This is a genomic window from Pseudoalteromonas sp. PB2-1 (genome assembly GCF_045040605.1).
GTDB classification, from domain to species: Bacteria; Pseudomonadota; Gammaproteobacteria; order Enterobacterales; family Alteromonadaceae; genus Pseudoalteromonas; species Pseudoalteromonas arabiensis.
The window spans coordinates 1,699,180-1,719,116 of the sequence record NZ_CP090667.1 but is presented as its reverse complement, the minus strand read 5'-3'; the positions used below and the strand labels follow the sequence as shown (position 1 = coordinate 1,719,116).

Below are 19,937 nucleotides of genomic sequence, written 5' to 3'. Positions count from 1 at the left end.
TTTTTAATGGTCATTCATTTTATACCAACATGCTTAAGTATTATCGCATGTTGGTATCGGATTATTATTTTCTGAACACGCGGCGCATTGCAGCAAGTGGCAGTAATAGTAAAGTGTACCAAGGGAAGCTTGATGATTGACGCTCATATTCTTCAATCTCTTGCGCAGGGCATTCTTCAACACTACCGCTGGTAGGTGTTAATTTAACGGCTACAGCAACACTTTCATATTCAATATTACCGTCCACGTCTAGCACAACATTACCAAATGTGTCTGTCTTCTCAACCGTTTTGGTTGCAACACCAAAAATCTCATTGTTGTTGTTAATTGCTTTCGCCTCAGCAACAGTATACTTAAAACGGGTCTCGCCATCAGCTTCGTAACAAGGTAGTAAGCTATTTATGTTAACAATTTTGTCTTCACCAATTGTATACATAAAGCCTTCTCGACGGCGACTTGATGAATTGAAAATATCAGTTTCACCTTCACCAACAATCACACCGTTGTCGTTAATGTCGTTTGCTAAAGAACTAGAGCTTGTGAAAAAGTCTGTCGGAAAAACAACGCTATTACTGTTTTTATCGAAATAGAAGAACTTAGTACGGGTAGTGCCTTCAATACGCTTATTGGCATAGCCAACAATGATATTATCATCATTAATTGCGAGCGCCTTACCGCCAACCCAGTCATCATCTTGATTAATAAATTGTTTTACTTCGCCATTTTCAAAGTAAACAGGCATCGAATAACGTCTATCGTCATAACGTACATCAGATGTACCGGCAATCAGGCCATTTTCGTTTACAGCAAATGCATTACTTCTAAAGGCAAAGTCTTCGTCATCTTCTGGTGTGATTGCTAAACCAAAAACCTCAGTGTTGGTAATATTTAGGCTATTATCAAGTGTCCATTTAACTGCGCGTTTATCAAATAAGCCAGTTGAAATGTTTCTATCTAAACTTTCAATACAGTCCGATACTGGTTCGTCTTCACCGTCACAGTTATCGTCAATGTCTTCTTGGCGATCAACAGGAATGCCTGTTGATACACTGCCAACTACAACGTAACCATCACTGGTTTGCACGATATCAGTCGCAATACTTGTACCACCATACTCATTAAACTCGGGTACTAATGGCACTTTTACACCGTCAGGACTGATTACAATACCACGGCTGATAAACTCACGTAAAAAGTGCGTTTCTTCTTCGTCTTCATCCGTTTGCGTAAAGGCTGTTTTTTCGTAAGGCGCACTGCCCCAACCTACCATTACACCATCATCGGTGACTGCGTTTAATAAATTAGTCGTTGAGCGAGTCAAACCGTCATAATCAAGTGACTGTTCATCAAAAAGAACTTGCTCAGAAGCGCCTTCAGGTGTGTATACCGTAGTAAGCGCACTTGATATCTTTTGATACTCGGAATTAGTTAAACGACCAGATCGAGCATCTGTTACAAAAGAGATCATAAACGCATGTGCATCTGCATTGGTATTTACAGCATCGTTATTTTCAATATCATCGAGTGTAAATGTGATCTCTTTGTCGATAAGTTCATAGCTAGCTTTAGTTGCATCGTATGCATTTCTAATCGCGCTATCTTCAAAATCGATATAAGAGATATCAATAGGCAGTCGATAAACACCATTTGCTAAACCAATAATATGACCGTTTTCACTGACATCGGTAACATAGCTGTGTTTTGCACCATCTAATCGACCTAGCTCAGTCAATTGATATGTTGCGCTCATTGCTGAGGTGCTAAGAGTCGCTAATATACTGGCAGCGAGTAATTTATATTTCATTTTAATCCTTACTACTGATTCTTTAAATCTTCGAGTTCTTCCCAGCGCTCAAATGCGGCTTCAAGCTCAGACTCTAACTGGGCTAATTGGTTCAATGCGTCTGTTGTAATTGCAGCGTCTTGCTTAAAAAAGTCAGGGTCATTAACGACAATTTGCTGAGCATCGAGTGCTTTTTCTAGTTGCTCCACTTTACTGGGTAATTCTTCTAATTCAAGTTTTAATTTGTAAGAGAGTTTATTACTTTTCTTTTGTGCTTTTTCTTGCTGACTACTCGCCTCAGGCTTTTCCTGCTTTATCTGCTGTAGCTGCTTTTCTTGTTCTGCTAAATAAGCAGCGTAGGCCTCGTAATCACTATAGCCGCCTACGATATCTGTAATTTTGCCTTGACCTTCAAATGCCCACACAGAACTACAAGTATTATCGATAAACTCACGGTCATGGCTAACAATTAATACCGTACCCTGATATTGATTAATAATATCTTCAAGTAATTCTAGGGTTTCAATATCTAAATCATTGGTCGGTTCATCAAGGACTAAAATATTAGACGGTTTTAGAAATAACTTCGCTAACAACAAACGATTTTTCTCACCACCTGAAAGGGCTTTAACAGGCGTACGCGCTCTTGCCGGTGGAAATAGAAAGTCTTGAAGGTAACCTAATACATGACGAGAGCGACCGCCCATCATCACCTCTTGTTTTCCTTCTGCAACATTATCTTGCACGGTTGCTTCTTCATCTAGTTTTTGACGGTATTGATCAAAATACGCAAACTCGAGATTTACGCCTTGCTTCACACTTCCGCTATCAGCTGCTAAATCACCAAATAAGATTTTTAATAAAGTGGTTTTGCCAATACCATTTGGACCGACAAGGCCAATACGGTCTCCACGCATAACAAGTGTTGAGAAATCCTTCGCAATCACCTTATCCTTAAACGCATGAGCAATGTTTTTCGCTTCGAATACCAGTTTGCCTGAACGATCGGCCGTTTCTATGTTGAAATCGGTTTTACCTACTTGATCAACACGTTGTTTGCGCTCTTTACGTAGGGCTTTAAGTGCACGAACACGGCCCTCGTTGCGGGTTCTACGTGCTTTAATACCTTGGCGGATCCAAGCCTCTTCTTCCGCTAAGCGTTTATCAAATAATGCGTTTTGCGTTTCTTCAACTTTTAAATCATGCGCTTTTTGTTCAAGATAAGCGGCATAGTCACCAGGGTATGAAACCAGCTTGCCGCGGTCTAAATCAAGAATACGGGTCGCCACGGCACGAATAAATGCACGGTCGTGTGATATAAAAACGATGCCGCCTTTAAACTCTTTTAAAAACTGCTCAAGCCAAATAACACTGCTCATATCCAAGTGGTTAGTTGGCTCATCAAGAAGCAGTAAATCAGGTTCACTGACCAAGGCTCTGGCTAGAGCAACTTTACGTAGCCAACCACCCGATAATGATTCAAGCTTGGCTTCTGGGTCTAGCTCTAAACGTGTTAAAATAAGCTGAATACGGGTATCGAAACGCCAACCATCAACCGTTTCTAGCTGATTTGATAAACGCTCTAATTTATTCAGCAGTTTATCGTTATAATCTGTCTGCATTTGATTGCTAACTTGGTGATATTCAATCAGTAAGTTCGCTATATCAGGCATACCTTGAGCAACATAATCAAAAACCGTCCCTTCGGCTCCTTTAGGTGGATCTTGCTCTAGACGCGAAATACGGATACCACCTAATTGGTTTATTTCACCATCATCCAGTGTTACTTGGCCATCGAGCACTTTCAGTAAGGTTGACTTGCCCGCGCCATTTCTACCAACAATACAAACACGTTCACCCGACTCAATGACTGCATCAGCATCATCAAGCAGTGGGTGTGTACCATAAGCAAGTTGTGCCTTGGCTATTCTGATTAAATCCATCGTGATTACTACTCTTATTCTTTGTTATCAGCAATAAACTGCGCCAATGCGACAGTATCAAAAGGCCAAAATAATTTATTGCCTTGGCTGCTTTCAACAACCGGAATACTTGTTTGATAAAGCTCAATTAACTGCTCATTATCCATAATATCTTTTGCTGCAAACGGTATATTTGCAGCACTTAATAGCTCATCTGCCATTTCACACAAATGACAACCATCGGTGTGATACAAGGTAAAATTAGCCATGGGTAATAAGCCAACTATTATGAATTTGCTTATTACGCTTAAAGTCTGGCGACAGTGTTTTCGCTGAAATATTTTCAGCTTTTAAACCTAAGCCCATCAGCCCGACCTCGTCTAAGTTAAAGCCTCGTTTATTGTTAGAAAAAATCAACGTGCCATTCGGACTTAAAATTTTCTTAACCCATGTGAGTAACTTGATATGATCGCGCTGTACATCAAAGGCATCTTTCATACGTTTTGAATTCGAAAACGTCGGAGGGTCTAAAAAGATAAGATCGTATTGGCCCTGTGCATGCTCTAACCATTTTAAACAATCGGCTTGTTCAAAACGGTAACGCGTATTGCTAATACCATTGAGGTCAAAGTTTTCTTGCGCCCACTTTAAGTAGGTTTTAGACATATCTACCGTAGTAATCGCTTTTGCACCGCCAAGAGCTGCGTGAACCGATGCACTGCCAGTATACGCAAACAAGTTTAAAAAACGTTTACCGTGTGCATTTTGTTGAATGTAACGTCGTGCCAAACGGTGATCTAAAAACAATCCTGTATCTAGATAATCAAATAGGTTAACTTTGAACTTAGCACCAAACTCTTCAACCACTTGCGTACGGTTTTGTTTTGATACCTTGGTATATTGCTCTTCGCCTTTTTGTTTTTTACGCACTTTAACAGCGATATTTTCAGGTACAATGTCTAGCTGCTCAGCCGTTAGGCTAATCACATCTTGCAGACGTTTTTGTGCTGTATTGTCATCAATCTCTTTTGGAGCAGCATATTCAAAAATAACTGCTGAATCATCGTAAACATCAACAGCTACGTTATATTCTGGAATGTCTGCATCGTAAACACGATAACAACTCACTTCCTTTTGCTTTAGCCAGTTTTTTAGATTTTGTTTATTTTTCTTTAAGCGGTTTGCAAATGCTGTTGAGCCTTCATAATTGAGCGCTGGCTTGTCTTCTTTACTTAACTCGACTTGTTTGTCGTCAAGTTGATAGAGATTTAGAACAACATCTAACGGACCATTTTTAAATTTATAACGTTTAAGTTTTACCAACTTTAACAATTTAAATAGGCTTTCGTCAGTACCTAGCAAGGCTAGCTTCCAATGATTAAAGTGCTTTTTGAAACCAACACCTAAACCTCGGTGTAAGTTAACTAGCTCTGCCATTGAGCCTAAACGTTCACCATAAGGTAAGTTAGAAATCACCACGCCTGGTAGTTTAGCCACGGATGTTAGCTTACTCGCATCACTTTGCTTAAACTTAATAGTAGTGCCAAGGTCTGCACGCTCAGCATTTTCTTGCGCCTTTGCGATTACACTGCCATCAATGTCATGACCAATAAGCCATAATTTAGGATCAGTAATTTGAGCCGTTAACTCCGCTTTTAATTCTTTGTATTTTTGTAAGCGGAAACTCGGTAAGCGCTCAAATGCAAACCCCTCACGGAATAGCCCTGGCGCTTCATTGCGTGCCATGCTGGCCGCTTCAATCAAAATAGTGCCTGAACCGCAACATGGGTCAAATAATGGTTGTTGTACGTTCTCAAGCCAACCACTTCGTTTTACTAGAGCAGCAGCCAAATGTTCTTTGATTGGTGCTTTACCTTGATCTTGACGATAGCCACGCTCCGATAAACGTGGGCCTGAATAATCAATATAAAGGGCAACACCGTGACGATTTAGCCGTGCGACTACTCTAACGTTTGCATTAAATTTATCGACGTTTGGACGTTGCTCGTAAAGATCTGCAAAATAATCAACGATAGCATCTTTAACAACCAGCCCAGAAAACTGCGTGTTTTTCAGATCATGATTCGTACCTGTAAAATCCACTGCGAATGTTTGCTTTGGACCAAACCATTCTTGCCAAGGTTGTAAGCGCGCAAAATTGTAAAGGCTTTCTTTGTCCTTAACACCTTCTTTCTCTTCTATCAGCATCATGATACGCGTCGCAAAACGACTCGATAAACAGATCTTTTGTGCTAATAAACTATCTGCTTCGAAACGTACAGAGCCCACGGTTTGTTTAGAGACTTCGGCACCGAGTTCGGTAAGTTCATCAACAAGTAAATTTTCAATTCCGATAGAAGTAAGTGCGATAAATTGCAAAGTAAAAACCCTTAAATGCTAATTGCGCAGGATTATAGCATAGCTTAGCGAACAAAAACGCCATCAATTAAAGGGATATTATGCTGTTTTGAAGTGTTTTTGCTGGATATAAACAGGATGGATACGATTGTTAAGAACTTTAATAGCTTCAAACTGTTGCAATGACAAGTTTTCATCTAACTGAAAGTGCTCACTTAAGTTGATACATACAGACGCATCTGCTGAATGATCAACAATAAGAAACTCGCCTTCTTGTGCTTGCGAGCACAATTTTACTACAGCCTCAACACTTGGCTCGCTCCCGATATATTCATGGAAAAACCAACTTTTAGCTAGCACAGGCTTTAAATGAAACTTAACAGCTGTCGCATTGAGTGAAATTTGACAAAGCTCTGCTGGATTCCATAACGAGAAGGTTTCAAGATACTGATAGACTTGCTGATAAAATGCAGCATCTTCAAGGCTGAAATTAGGCTCTTCAAGAACAGCATCAGTAAGCTGACGAAGTTTATAGGGCGTGCAGAGTTGCATATTTTGGTCAAGGTCGACCAAAAGGCGATTATTTTTAGAACAAGCAAGCCACTTCCATTGCTTTGATGCTTGTAACATGACTCCTCCTTAAACTAAAAATTCCTCTCTACTTAGCACACTATTATAACGAAAGTAGACCATTAATAAAATGATTTTTTAGAACATTTTATTAATGATCAATTGCTTAGATAACCGATCCTTATAAGCCGTTAAGGATCGTTTTTACCAATTCTGGGCCTTTATAAATAAAGCCAGTATAAACTTGAACAAGGTCTGCTCCTGCTGCAAACTTTTCTTTTGCAGAGTCAGCATCATCGATACCACCCACACCGATAATAGGTAGCTTGCCTTCGGTCAAGCGCTTAAGCTCACTAACCACGTGGGTTGAGCGCTCTCGTACTGGCTGACCAGAGAGGCCGCCCGCTTCATTTGCGTATTGTTGACCTTGTACCAGAGCGCGCTCAAGTGTTGTGTTTGTCGCAATAACACCATCGATCTTATTATTGATCAAAGACTCACTTACTTGCGCAATTTGAACTTCATCCAGATCTGGAGCGATCTTAACAAGCATTGGCACTTGCTTGTTATGCTTAGCAACTAAATCAAGCTGCTCATTTTTTAAACTTTGCAATAAATCATCAAGTGCTTCACCATATTGTAAGTCACGAAGACCTGGGGTATTCGGTGATGAAATATTTACTGTGATGTACGATGCATGCTCAAATACTTTACGCATACAGTGAATATAATCATCTTTACCCTGCTCGTTTGGTGTGTCTTTATTTTTACCAATATTGATACCTAGAATGCCGTCATATTTCGCCGCTTTAACGTTGTTAACGAGATTATCAACGCCCTTATTGTTAAAACCCATACGATTAATAATCGCATTTGAGTCAGGTAAACGGAAAATACGTGGCTTGTCATTACCTGCTTGCGGGCGTGGTGTAACAGTACCAACTTCGACAAAACCAAAGCCCATTTGCGCAAAGGCATCAATACACTCTGCATTTTTATCTAAGCCCGCGGCTAAACCTACTGGATTTTTAAACTCCAGCCCTAAGAAGTTAACGGGTTTATTAGGGACAGTTTGTGACCACATGGCACTCAATGGCGTATCAGCAAATCGGCGTAAGTTATTAAGTGCAAATTCATGAGCCCACTCCGCATCACGGGTAAACATAAAACGGCGAGCTAAATCATAAAACATGGCTTGTTGTTCCTTAGGTAAAAATAAACAAGGTAGCCGCTTAACACGGACCATTGCAAATTAAGGGCAAAAAAATACCCCAGCGAGCTGGGGTATGTATTTTAACGACTTTTCATTTATTTGGAAGTGTCACAGTTGTGGCTTAACAACATTAGTTCACGAAGTGCGACTGAGAACTTCGCAAAATCGTGACTTTGTGATGTTTTAAACTCAGATAACATTTGTTTCCAACGTTGTAATAGTAGATCTTGGTTGTCCATCCACTCATCGATTTGTGCATCAATATCTTTGCTGTCTGCTGCAAAGCTATTAAGTACTACAGCTGATAATGTACGTTGTTGCCAATCAAGCTCTTCACGGTATGACGCACGGGCAAGTGCTTGCCAATGGTTCGCAACCGGTTGATTAGTAATTTGATCCAAGAACCAATGTAAGCCCATACGCGCACCAAGCTTGAAGTAGGTATTAGATACCATATCAATATCGCGATTTGAGTTATTGGCAATTTCTGCTAAATCCATTACGGAGAATAAGCTAGAAAGTGACACTACACGAGTTGCAAGCGCTTTTGGAACACCGCTTTCAATTAATTTATCAGCAGCTTTAACTAGACGCTCACTCTCTTTGTCAACCATGTAGTTGTTTAAGTTATCACTTAAATCAGCAAATGTTGGTGCAAAGAATTCAATTGCTTGCTCAATTGTTTGTGCTTTATTGCGATGACGTAAGAACCAACGTGTTGCACGACGAACCGTACGGCGAAGCTGATAAAGCATTTCTGTTTGTACAGCTGCTGGAATCTTATTATCTAACGCGACAATTGATGACCACGTTTCTGGCATTTGGAACACTTCTTTCGCAATTGAGTAACAAAGTGCGATTTCAGCTTCGTTTGCCCCTGTCTCTTCGTGCATACGAACCATGAAGTTAAGGCCCATATCATTAACGATATTATTAGCAAGTTTCGTTGCGATAATTTCTTTACGAAGTGGGTGGTTATCCATCGCATCGTTGAACTTCTCACGAAGTGGTACTGGGAACGAGTTAACCAACAGCTGACGGTAATATGAGTTCTCAGTAATTTCATCAACAACAAGCGACTCTTTAAGAACCATCTTCGCATAAGAAACAAGTACCGATAGCTCTGGACGAGTTAAATCTTTACCCGCCGCTGCGCGCTCTGCAAGCTCTTCATCTGTTGGGATAAACTCGATTGCACGGTTTAGTTTACCTTCTTTTTCAAGAGCGTGAATAAAGCGTACTTTCTCTTTAAGCGTTGATGCACCTTTAGATTGTGTAATCGACAAAGTATGTGTTTGACGGTAACAATCTTTCAATACCAATTGCGATACTTCATCTGTCATTGAATAAAGCAGTTCATCACGTTGTTTACGTGTTAAGTCACCTTCAGCCACTAAGCCGTTTAGTAAGATCTTAATATTTACTTCGTTATCTGAACACGCAACACCGCCTACGTTATCGATGAAGTCAGTGTTAACACGACCGCCTTTAGCCGCAAATTCGATACGACCTAATTGAGTTGCACCTAAGTTACCGCCCTCACCTAAGATCTTCGCACCAAGCTCTGCGCCATTGATACGAAGTGCATCATTTGCGCGGTCACCCACGTCTGCATCCGTTTCTTTAGAGTTCTTGATGTAAGTACCGATACCACCGTTCCACAGTAAATCGAACTCCATCATTAGCGCAGCTTTGATTAACTCGTTAGGTGTCATGCTCGCTTTCTTAGTGCCAAGCATTTTCTTCATTTCTGGGCTTAAGCTAATTGATTTAGCCGCACGAGAGAATACGCCACCACCTTGCGAAATTAGGTCTTTATTGTAATCTTCCCATGAAGAACGCGGTAAGTTAAATAAACGCTCACGCTCTGGGTAAGATGTTGCCGCATCTGGATTCGGATCAACGAAGATGTGCATGTGGTTGAATGCCACTTGTAAGCGAATATGCTTAGAAAGCAACATACCATTACCAAATACGTCACCCGCCATGTCACCGATAGCAACAACAGTGAAATCAGTTGTTTGACAGTCAATATCCATCTCACGGAAGTGACGTTTAACAGATTCCCAGGCACCTTTAGCCGTGATACCCATTTTCTTATGGTCATAACCTACTGAACCACCTGATGCGAATGCATCACCTAGCCAGAAGTTATATTCATTTGCGATACCATTTGCGATATCAGAGAAGGTTGCAGTCCCTTTATCGGCAGCAACAACTAAATATGGGTCATCTTCATCGTGACGAACAACATCAACTGGTGGAACAATCTCACCGCGTTCAATGTTATCTGTGATATCTAATAAACCACGGATGAAAATTTTGTAACACTCTTGGCCTTCTTTGAAGAACGCTTCACGCTCAGTCGGTAGTTGTTTACATACGAAACCACCTTTTGAACCCACTGGTACAATCACGGTATTTTTAACTTGTTGTGCTTTAACAAGACCCAGTACCTCAGTACGGAAGTCTTCACGACGGTCAGACCAACGTAAGCCACCACGTGCTACTTTACCACCACGTAAATGCACACCTTCAACGCGCGGCGAGTATACGAAAATCTCGAACGCTGGCAGTGGTAATGGCATTTCTGGGATCATTGAAGGCTGAACTTTAAACGATACATATGACTTAAATTGGCCATCAGCTTCTTTTTGGAAGAAGTTCGTTCTTAAGGTTGCATTGATCATATCAACGTATAAACGGATGATACGGTCATCATCAAGGTTCGCTACGTTTTCAAGCTCTAGGTAAACTTGGCTTACAAGCTTCTCAAGCGCCTTTTCACTACCTGGGCTCTTAACTGAGAACTTTTTAGTGAATAAGTTAACGATTTGCGATGCGATATGTGGATAATTTGCAAATGTGCTTTCAATATAAGTTTGCGAGAAAGTCACACCAATTTGACGCATGTATTTAGCATAAGCACGCAGTATAGACGCTTCACGACCTGTTAAACCACCCATTAATACTAATCGGTTAAAACCATCGTTCTCTAAGCGGTTATTCCACACATTTGTTAGTGCAGCACGGAAACGCGCAGACACTTTATCAAAGTCAGCAATACCTTTGTTGTCAATTAGCATGGTGAAATCCATGATCCAATTAACCTTGCCATCTGTCGTTTTAACTGAGTAAGGTGTTTCACCCACTACACGTAAACCAAAATTTTCAAGCATTGGCATAACGTCAGATAAGTGGATTGGCTCATCTTTGTGGAATAAGCTTAAACGAACAACATTTGTATTCGCTTCTTCTTGTGGACGGTAGAACAACATTTCTAATTTGTTTTCGTCGTTAAGAAGTTCAAGCTTTTCAATATCAACAACCGCAGCGCTTGGCAGAACTTGATCTTTATACGAGCTGGCAAAAGCTTGTGCATATTTACGGTTAAGCTCTTTACCGCGTGCTTCACCTGCACTTTCAAGTAACGCAGATTGTAGTCTATCTTCCCAAGTACGGGCAGCTTCAATTAGGTTGTTTTCGATGTCTTTCACGTTATATTCAATATTATTGTCAGTCACACGCACCGTGTAATGTGTACGGGCTAATGTTGACTCAGAGAAGAAAGTGGTAAATTCGACTTTATCGTCAGAATTAAATGCGTTTGCTAAAATACGTTGTGTTTCACGACGTAGTGCGGTGTTATAACGCTCACGTGGCACATACACCATACATGAGAAGAAACGACCATAGGCGTCCTTACGCACAAAAATACGACACATATCGCGCTCTTGTACTTGTAAAACACCCATAGCTACTTCGAGTAGCTCTGTTTCACGTGCTTGAACAAGTTCATCACGTGGGTAGGTCTCTAAAATATTTAATACCGCTTTGTAGGCATGGGTGCCTTTTGCAAAGTCACACATTTCCATAATGCGATTGATTTTGCTTTTAAGAACAGGCACATCAGTCGCGCTGTTGTTATAAAAGCTAGATGAGAATAAACCAAGGAAACGGTCTTCACCAATCACATTACCTTCATCATCAAAACGTTTTATACCTACATAATCAATGTATGCTGGACGATGAACACGAGAAACAGAGTTTGTTTTAGTCAAAATAAGTAAATTACTGCTGCGTGCTTCTTGGCGAGCAACTTCAGGTAATTCAGATAAAAGGCGACTGTGCTCTTCATCGGTGTTTTTCATTAGGCCAAGGCTTGTGCCTTTTTTACCTTTTAACTGATAGTCACCTTGAACAGGAGAAAGCTCATATTCACGGTAGCCCATTAATGTAAAGTTATCTTTTGCTAACCAGTCTAGAAACTCAACCGTTTCAGCAACTTCGTCTTTGTTATTATTATGGTGACGGTTTGGTAAGTCCTTAGTTACAGCAACTAGCTTTTCGCGAATTGGCTGCCAGTCTTCAACAGCAATAGATACATCAACAAGGACAGACTCAAGCTCTTTTTTGAAAGACTCGATTACTTTAGCATCAGTTTGGCGGTCTATTTCAATGAAGAAAACCGTTTTCGTCGAGGTTGATTCCTGCTCAGCTTTTAAACTAGAAATACCCGTGATTTTTTCATTCTTATCACGTTGAATTTTAAGCGGAGAGTGAAGTAGCAGGTGAGAAGCGATATTTTCGCGAGTCATCGCCATACGCACAGAATCAACTAAGAAAGGCATATCTTTAGCGATAATTTCGACAATTGTGTGCGATGACTGCCAGCCATCTTTTGCAACTTCAGGATTGAAGACACGGACAACCGCGTCATCAGAATTATTTTTTTCTAGCGAGTTCCATAGGCTTAGTGCAGCGCCATATAAGTCACTATCGTTGCGATGTGCCAAATCCTCTTTAGACATATTGCTGTACAAGGCTTTGGCGAATTTCTCAACGAGTAACACATTATCAGCGTGAACTTTTTTCTGGATCAGCTTACAGACATTATCTAAGATAACCGAGGCTTGCCCTTCATTTCGTGTCATTGTATGTTCCTTAATCTATACTACTTATTGATTAGTAGAATATTTGTACAGCCATTTATTAGCGTGGAGTCAGGTAAATTCTAACTCTTTTACAGCTAATAAACAGCCTTTTCGATGAAATCATTTTAAGCTTTTCAGCTATTTGGTCATCTATTCACAAAATATAGATATAAATGGCCATTACTGGCCATATTGGAGCACAATTATTCACATTATTTTTTCTGGTCAGTCCAGAGGAAACTACCTATCGCGGGTAAAAGTAATACGGCACCCAACATATTCACTAAGAACATAAAGGTAAGTAGGATCCCCATATCAACTTGGAACTTCAGATCAGAAAAAATCCATGTACTCACACCAATGGCTAAGGTGATACCTGTGAATAACACCGCACTGCCTCGCTCTACCAACGCATTACGATAAGCAACCTCAAGTGCAACGCCTTGTTTAAGCTGCCCCATCATTGATGAAAGAATATAAATGCCGTAGTCAACACCAATACCTACACCTAAAGCAATAACTGGCAATGTTGACACTGTTAAACCAATTTCAAGCTGCACCATCAACGCTTGGGCTAGGGTCGATACGATATACAAAGGTAGTACCACAGCAACAGTGGCTTTCACACTCCTAAAGCTAATTAAGCATAGCAAGATGACGGCACCGTAAACGTAAAGCATCATGGGAAGTTGTGCCGCTGAAACTGATTCATTAGTTGCTGCCATCACACCCACTGGACCTGAGGCGAGCTTAAACTTCAATTTATCGGTTTCCTCTTTAGCCGCAAACTCTTTTACTTTAGCAACCACATGGTCAATCGTTTCGGCTTTGTGATCTTCTAAGAAGAAAATCACAGGCATAACAGAGCAGTTACCATCAAGTAAGCCTGAGCTTGTTTCAACTCTTGCAGTTGATTGTACTAAGCTTGCTGTATTACGCGGTAAGCTTTGCCACTTTAAATTACCTTCATTAAAACCTGCGTTCACTGACTGCGCGACAGAACTTAAACTCACTGCCGATTGCACACCAGGCACATTTTCCATTTGCCATTGGAAACGGCTGATACGTTCCATCACATCATGTTCTGTACACGCAGCAGGATATGCTTCAACAATGACTTTTAAAATATCGGATGAAATGGTGTATTTATCTGAAATCAAGAAAGTATCTTGGTTGTATCGCGCATCTTGATGAAGCGATGGCGCACCAGCGTGTAAATCACCAATACGCATTTTATCTGCTTGCCAGTAACCAAAAGCAAAAAGTATCACTGTAAGTACGATAATTAACCGTGCCGTTTTAGGGTCTGTTGCTTTAACCAGTATCTCACGTAAATTATCTAAAATATTTGGCTTATCTGAGTGTGTACCAGATTGGATACGCACTGAACCCTCAAACTTCATGTATGATGCCCAGACAGGAAGCAAAATTAAGTTCGTGAAAATAATTACCGCCACACCTAAGCTCGCTGTGATCGCAAGTTCACGAATAATACCGATATCAATAGTGAGTAACGTTAAGAAACCAACTGTATCTGATAATAGTGCAATACCACCAGGAATTAATAGAGCCCTAAAACTTGCTTGGCAACAAACTCGCGTGCTGCTGCCACCGCATACTTTCTTGCCAATATCGTTAATCATTTGCACACCATGGCTCACACCAATTGCAAACACTAAAAACGGCACCAGAATAGACATAGGATCTAAACCAAAACCAAGCGATGACAATAAGCCAAGCTGCCAAATCACCGCAATAATAGAGCAAGCAATCGGTAAAATAGTGAGTTTTAGGCTATGGCAGAATAGCCAAACCATTACGAACGTAAAGACTATTGCAATAGCGAAAAATAACAGTACGCCTTTGGCACCCTCTGCGACATCTCCCGCCATTTTCGCAAAACCAATAATATGAATACTGACTTTATCCGTGCTCAGTGGTTCACGTACTTGCGTTTCTAACTTTTTAGCAAACGCTAAGGTGTCGAGCTTTTCTTGTGTTTGTGGATCAGTTTCCAACAATTGAGCTGTTACCATCGCGCATGAATAGTCGCTGGCAATCATACGACCAACGACTTTGGCTTTTTCAATGTTCTCTTTTACAACGGCAAGTCCACGTTTATCCGCAGTAAAATTAGCCGGAATAATTGGCCCCCCGGCAAAACCATCTTCAACGACTTCAACAAAACGGGCACTGGGGGCAAAAATTGAATTGACTAATGGGCGGTTTACGCCAGGAATAAAATAAAGTTGATCATGAACAGCTTTTAACTGAGTAAAAAATTCCTCATTAAAAATATCACCATCCGCATCACAAACAGAAATTAAAATACTGTTTGCCCCACCAAATTGTTTTTCATGCTTGGTGTAGACTTTCATGTAGTCATGATTAAGAGGAATATTTTTATTAAATGACGCATCTAATTGAATCTGCGTTGCTTTAAAAAGTAAAAAACAAGTGATTAATGCAAAAGAGATAATCGCAAATAAACGATGACGGAATACCGCCTTTTCTAAAAAATCTAAAAAACCACGCATTACGGATTCAACTCCTTCACTTTAATACCATCTTCTGAAGCCATAATGAGTTTATTTTGAAATACAACACCATCAAGTAAAGACTTGCCATCATCCATTTGTTCTTCAGTTAGTTCATCATTTTTAACATGAAAAATGACACCGCTATTGGCAAACAGCAGCCATTCGTTATTGTAGTTAATTGCGCTGTTTACTGTTGCGAAGTTGTCTGTGTGGATTTGTTGCCACTGCTCAGAGCCTGTTTGACGCGTAAAAATATTCCCTCTCAAACCTGCAACTAAGTCTTCTCCTTGAGATTGATCTGCAGTTGACGCAAACGTAAAGAAAGACCCCATATATATTTCTTCTAGGCGTTGCCAGGTGCCACCGTTATCAAAACTTTCAGCCATTAACCCCATTTCACCAACCAATATTAAACGGTTATTGGTTTTCACAATACGGTTAAAATGTGGAAGAATCGAAGCTGTCTCATACTCGTAGCCTTCTGGGTCACTCTTTTTTAGTTCATTGAGATATGCACGGTCTTCTTCAAAAAGTAAGCTATCTAAAAATCGTTTTTGCCATTTCTGGCCACCATCATGAGTCTCAAAAAACATGCCGTATGCACCCACCGCATAGCCATGCTTTTCAGAGGTAAAAAGTATATCTAAGCAAGGTTTATCCATATCCGGAAGTGCTTGCTGGAGTTGCCATGTTTTGCCCGCATCCGTGGTGTTAATAATAGTAGCATCATGACCACATGCCCATCCTAGGTTGTTATTATAGAAGTCGACAGCGGTGAGTAAAACTTGCGTTGGAACACTGGCTTGCTGCCATGATTGTGCATCGGTACTGGTGATTACCACACCGTGCTTTCCAACAGCCACTAATTGATCATCAATTAGTTCAATATCTGTGAGGAGTGTTTTGTCTGCATTAACAGCACTAATAGCATGTTCTAGTTGGGGCATGTCCTGAGAAAAACATGAAGCACTATAAGCAAGACAAGCATAAAGCAAATACTTCATAAAGGTAAATCGCCTTCGAAAAGATAAATGAGTAAGCCATAAGTCACGTGATAAACCAATTGTGCCTAGTTGACTAATATGAATTGCAAAAGGCACCTGACAAAACAGGTGCCTATTTGGATTAACGGCCTTCGCGGCGAAGTGCGCTTGACGTAAATTCGTTATCGTTAAATGATTGTGAGAAGTCATACATCTTCTCTTGGTTATCTAAACCAATTGCCAAATAACGACGTGAATTAAGATCATGGTAAACTTCTAAGGTACTCCAGTGAGTTGGTACTTCATAGTAGTTTAGGCCATGGGCCATTGCCACACGATACATTTGGTCACGATTATCATATATATCTGCTACGTGAACTTGCCAGCTGTCTTCATCAATATAGAACACACGTTTTTTATAAATGTGGCGTGTACCCTCTTTTAAGTTAGCTTCGACAACCCAAACACGGTGCTTCTCATAGCGAACATATTCAGGGTTAATATGACCTGCTTGCAAGATATCATCGTATTCAAGCTTATCGCTGTGCAGTTTGTAGCTGTTATATGGAATATAAAGCTCCTGCTTACCTTTTAACGTCCAGTTATAACGGTTTGGTGAACCATTAAACATATCAAAATCATCGGTAGTACGTAAACTATCTGCTGCAGTACCTGGTGCATCATATGCCACGTTTGGCGCACGACGAACACGACGCTGACCAGAGTTATAAGTCCACGCTTGACGAGGTGTTAAAATTTGGTCCATGGTTTCATGAACAAGTAATGCAGTACCAGCAAGACGCGCAGGTTCTGTTACTTTTTGCTTAAACTTGAATAGGATGTTTGATTCTTGAAGTTTTTCAGGTGTCGCTTTTGGATCTGAATACTCAACTAATAGTTGCTCATCAAAGCCAACATAATTATATGAACCTGATGCTGTTGGTGCAGCTTGTCCACCAAAACGTTCAATTGATAAACCTCTAAAACGTAATAGATGATTCCAGATAGCCTCTAAGCCGTCCTTAGGAATAGGAAACGGAACACCAACCGCCGTGTTTTTAATACCATTACCACCTTCAACCAACTCAGCTGTCGTTGCATATTTTTTAGTTGCATCATAAACAAACTGAGGATAAGAAGCGCTACGGCGAGTTTGATAAATATTCATTTTGAACGTATCAGGGTATGTTTTGAATAGTTCAATTTGACCAGGGCTTAGGTATTCTTTGTATTTATCTACATTTGACTTATCAATGGTAAATAAAACTTTATCTTCAGCGTATGGGTCTGGGTGGTGCATTCCCGCTTTATAACTAGCAGGAGGAGTTGTAATTCCGCCAGTCCAAGCTGGAATAGAACCATCTTTATTTGCCGCTTTCTCTGCACCGATTGGTGTTAAATCATTACCTAAACGTGCTGCTTCATCAGCGGTAATTTTTGCAAGTACACTTGAGCTTGCGAAAACACTGCAAAAAGCTGCAGCAATGAGGGTAGGTTTTCTAATAATCATAATTTACCCTTAAATTGAATATTTGATATTGAAAGAAACATAATCGCGGTCAGAGAATGTATTCGTCGCGCCACCACCCCAGAATGAGTTGTAGCTAAAGTCGAACGACCACGCATTTTGATAGTTGAAGTTCATAGTTACACCGAGTGATTTACGGTCTTCAACAAATAAGAACATTGGGTCTGGTGTAATACCATTCACGTCATGTGAAAATACAAAACGAGGGGAAAAGTTCACACCGTTAAAGATATTGAAATAATCACCCTTTGCGATTAAACGGTAGCCCCATGCTGATGCAGTTGGGAAAGGGTTTGTCTCAGGGCCATTAGAAAGACCTAAGTGCAATGTAGAATAATCGTCAGCCAATGGACCTTGGATAACGCCACTACGCCCTGTACCTGCCACGTTTAAACGAAGCTCATCATATTCCGGCATATTATTAATTCGTACACCACCAATTTCACCGACCACAGCCCAGCTATCAGCACCTAAAGATGGACCAAATAAATGAGTCGCCGTGAATTGCAATTGCGCAGTATTACGTAAAATAAAGCCTTGTGCTAATTCGCCAGGGCCTACAACGCTTGTCGCATCACCTGGGCTCATTTGTGAAATACCAGCAAAATCAGGGCGGATACCTGCAACAGCTAATTGCTCAGGCATACCGGCATAAAGTAATTCTACGTCATCAATTTGCAAAGGCTCATCTTGACGGAAGGCAAACTCACCCGCAAATGCGGTTTCGCCTAACGAAGTATTAAAGCTTAAACCGTAAAGCTTAATATCTTCAGGGTATTCTAATTGACCCTTAGTAAATGCTTGTAAGCCTGTTACATTATCTTCAGTAATTTCAGTGCTAAGTAACATACCAATATCAGACGCGATTGCTGCGCTTGTAAAATTAGAAACTTGACCTGATATTACCGGACGACGGCTATGATAGTTGATGTGATATAACGCAACTTCAGTATCATTTAGCTCAGGTAAAAACATACCTAAACGTAAACCATATTGACCACCATCATCAGGCTCACTCTTACCTGCGTTGCCCTTACCTTTTAACGCCACTTTAGTTGGGTAAGCTAAGTACAGCTGTGCCATCATCGCTTGGCCTTGCGCTGATGTAGGATCGATTCCTTGCGAGCGCACAATGTCATCCAAACTATTCAAGCTTTCTGTTAAGAATGCTAAATCAATGTCAGGGTTTGAGGTGAAACCGAGTTGGATATTTTGTTGGTAACCATTCTCTGATGCAAAATCATTGGTTGAGAAGTAAGTACCCGCAGCAGGAAGACGTGTCTCGTGCCACTCGTACTGATAAAACCCTTCTAAAGTAAGATTATCGGTAATACCGAGTGATGCCCAAAGCATACCCACAGGGATGAACGCTTCTTTAAGCTCAGCACCTGGTGCTTTAAGGCGGTCAATATCAACCGGGTTGACATTAATACCATGAGAGATCAGTGTACTTTCACCCCAGTTTACGACTTGTTGACCTAAACGGATAGATAGCGGGTTACGCCCTTCATTTAAATCGAAGTTAGCCCAAACGTAGGCATCTAAAAGTCGTAGGTCAGCACACACTTGTTCTTTAGTATCGTCATCATCACATGGATCAACTTTTTGCCCAGAAGTTGGATTGTTGTAGGCGAAGTCGCCATCCATCAAAGCAAAATCATAGAAATACATGAAGCGTGTGAAGAAGCCATAGTTATCTTTGCTAATTGATAACTCATGGTTGCCTTTTAATAGCTTTGAAAACGAATCGCCACTATCGAAGTTTAAGTTACCAGCATCACCATTATTTGAATATGCACCTGGCTGGTTCCAAACATCTGCAGACGAGTAGATAGGATTTAAAGCTGAGTGATAACCGGTCCAATCAAATGACGGGTTATTACTTTTACCTATATGTTGAAAGTCGCGATCTTCAACACGAATGCTCTGTCCATAAGAAAAACTAGAGTCAAAACGGACGTCAAAATCCCCTAACTCAAAAGTTGCCGCGTGCAAAGCAGTGCTTGAAAGCCCAAGGGTTGCTGCCGCAAGCCCCAAAGCTATTTTGTTTTTAACAAAAAGCGAGCGTTTTATCATTGTGTTCATCCCCCTGTAACGGGTTGTTTT

11 protein-coding genes are annotated in these 19,937 nt (G+C 40.7%); all 11 read right to left on the bottom strand.

Annotated elements, in window-relative coordinates:
* Positions 1 to 64: 64 nt before the first annotated feature.
* The 11 genes from L0Z67_RS07925 to L0Z67_RS07875 all read right to left on the bottom strand — a co-directional run bounded on the left by L0Z67_RS07925 (position 65) and on the right by L0Z67_RS07875 (position 19,907).
* Positions 65 to 1,804: a DUF3466 family protein gene (locus L0Z67_RS07925; protein WP_062568994.1), complete on the bottom strand. Its 1,740-nt coding sequence runs from the start codon at positions 1,802 to 1,804 to the stop codon at positions 65 to 67.
* 11 nt (positions 1,805 to 1,815) lie between these two features.
* Entirely contained in the window at positions 1,816 to 3,726 is a 1,911-nt protein-coding gene (locus L0Z67_RS07920; protein WP_062568993.1) for an ABC transporter ATP-binding protein, read from the bottom strand.
* A 14-nt stretch (positions 3,727 to 3,740) separates the two neighbouring features.
* The gene (locus L0Z67_RS07915) at positions 3,741 to 3,974 is read right to left on the bottom strand and encodes a glutaredoxin family protein (RefSeq protein ID WP_062568992.1); all 234 of its coding nucleotides are present in this window, start codon (positions 3,972 to 3,974) and stop codon (positions 3,741 to 3,743) included.
* Positions 3,967 to 6,084 (bottom strand): bifunctional 23S rRNA (guanine(2069)-N(7))-methyltransferase RlmK/23S rRNA (guanine(2445)-N(2))-methyltransferase RlmL, encoded by a 2,118-nt coding sequence (gene rlmKL, locus L0Z67_RS07910; RefSeq protein WP_405128662.1) that lies wholly within the window; start codon positions 6,082 to 6,084, stop codon positions 3,967 to 3,969. The genes L0Z67_RS07915 and rlmKL overlap by 8 nt, the downstream gene beginning before the upstream one ends.
* Before the next feature lie 78 nt (positions 6,085 to 6,162).
* Positions 6,163 to 6,693, bottom strand: a complete 531-nt coding sequence (locus L0Z67_RS07905; RefSeq protein ID WP_062568990.1) for a cell division protein ZapC domain-containing protein — start codon at positions 6,691 to 6,693, stop codon at positions 6,163 to 6,165.
* A gap of 121 nt (positions 6,694 to 6,814) precedes the next feature.
* Positions 6,815 to 7,825 carry a quinone-dependent dihydroorotate dehydrogenase gene (pyrD, locus tag L0Z67_RS07900; RefSeq protein WP_062568989.1) on the bottom strand — a complete coding sequence of 337 codons (1,011 nt, stop codon included), beginning with the start codon at positions 7,823 to 7,825 and terminating at the stop codon, positions 6,815 to 6,817.
* A 116-nt stretch (positions 7,826 to 7,941) separates the two neighbouring features.
* Complete coding sequence (locus L0Z67_RS07895) at positions 7,942 to 12,780, bottom strand: NAD-glutamate dehydrogenase (protein ID WP_062568988.1); 4,839 nt, start codon at positions 12,778 to 12,780, stop codon at positions 7,942 to 7,944.
* A 212-nt stretch (positions 12,781 to 12,992) separates the two neighbouring features.
* Positions 12,993 to 15,317, bottom strand: coding sequence for an RND family transporter (locus L0Z67_RS07890; protein ID WP_062568987.1), 2,325 nt, complete (start codon positions 15,315 to 15,317; stop codon positions 12,993 to 12,995).
* On the bottom strand, positions 15,317 to 16,324 hold the full coding sequence (locus tag L0Z67_RS07885; protein ID WP_062568986.1) for a YCF48-related protein: 1,008 nt from the start codon (positions 16,322 to 16,324) through the stop codon (positions 15,317 to 15,319). The genes L0Z67_RS07890 and L0Z67_RS07885 overlap by 1 nt, the downstream gene beginning before the upstream one ends.
* A 121-nt stretch (positions 16,325 to 16,445) precedes the next feature.
* Positions 16,446 to 17,810 (bottom strand): DUF1329 domain-containing protein, encoded by a 1,365-nt coding sequence (locus L0Z67_RS07880; protein ID WP_193988957.1) that lies wholly within the window; start codon positions 17,808 to 17,810, stop codon positions 16,446 to 16,448.
* 12 nt (positions 17,811 to 17,822) lie between these two features.
* Positions 17,823 to 19,907 (bottom strand): DUF1302 domain-containing protein, encoded by a 2,085-nt coding sequence (locus tag L0Z67_RS07875; RefSeq protein ID WP_062568985.1) that lies wholly within the window; start codon positions 19,905 to 19,907, stop codon positions 17,823 to 17,825.
* Between the last annotated feature and the right edge of the window lie 30 nt (positions 19,908 to 19,937).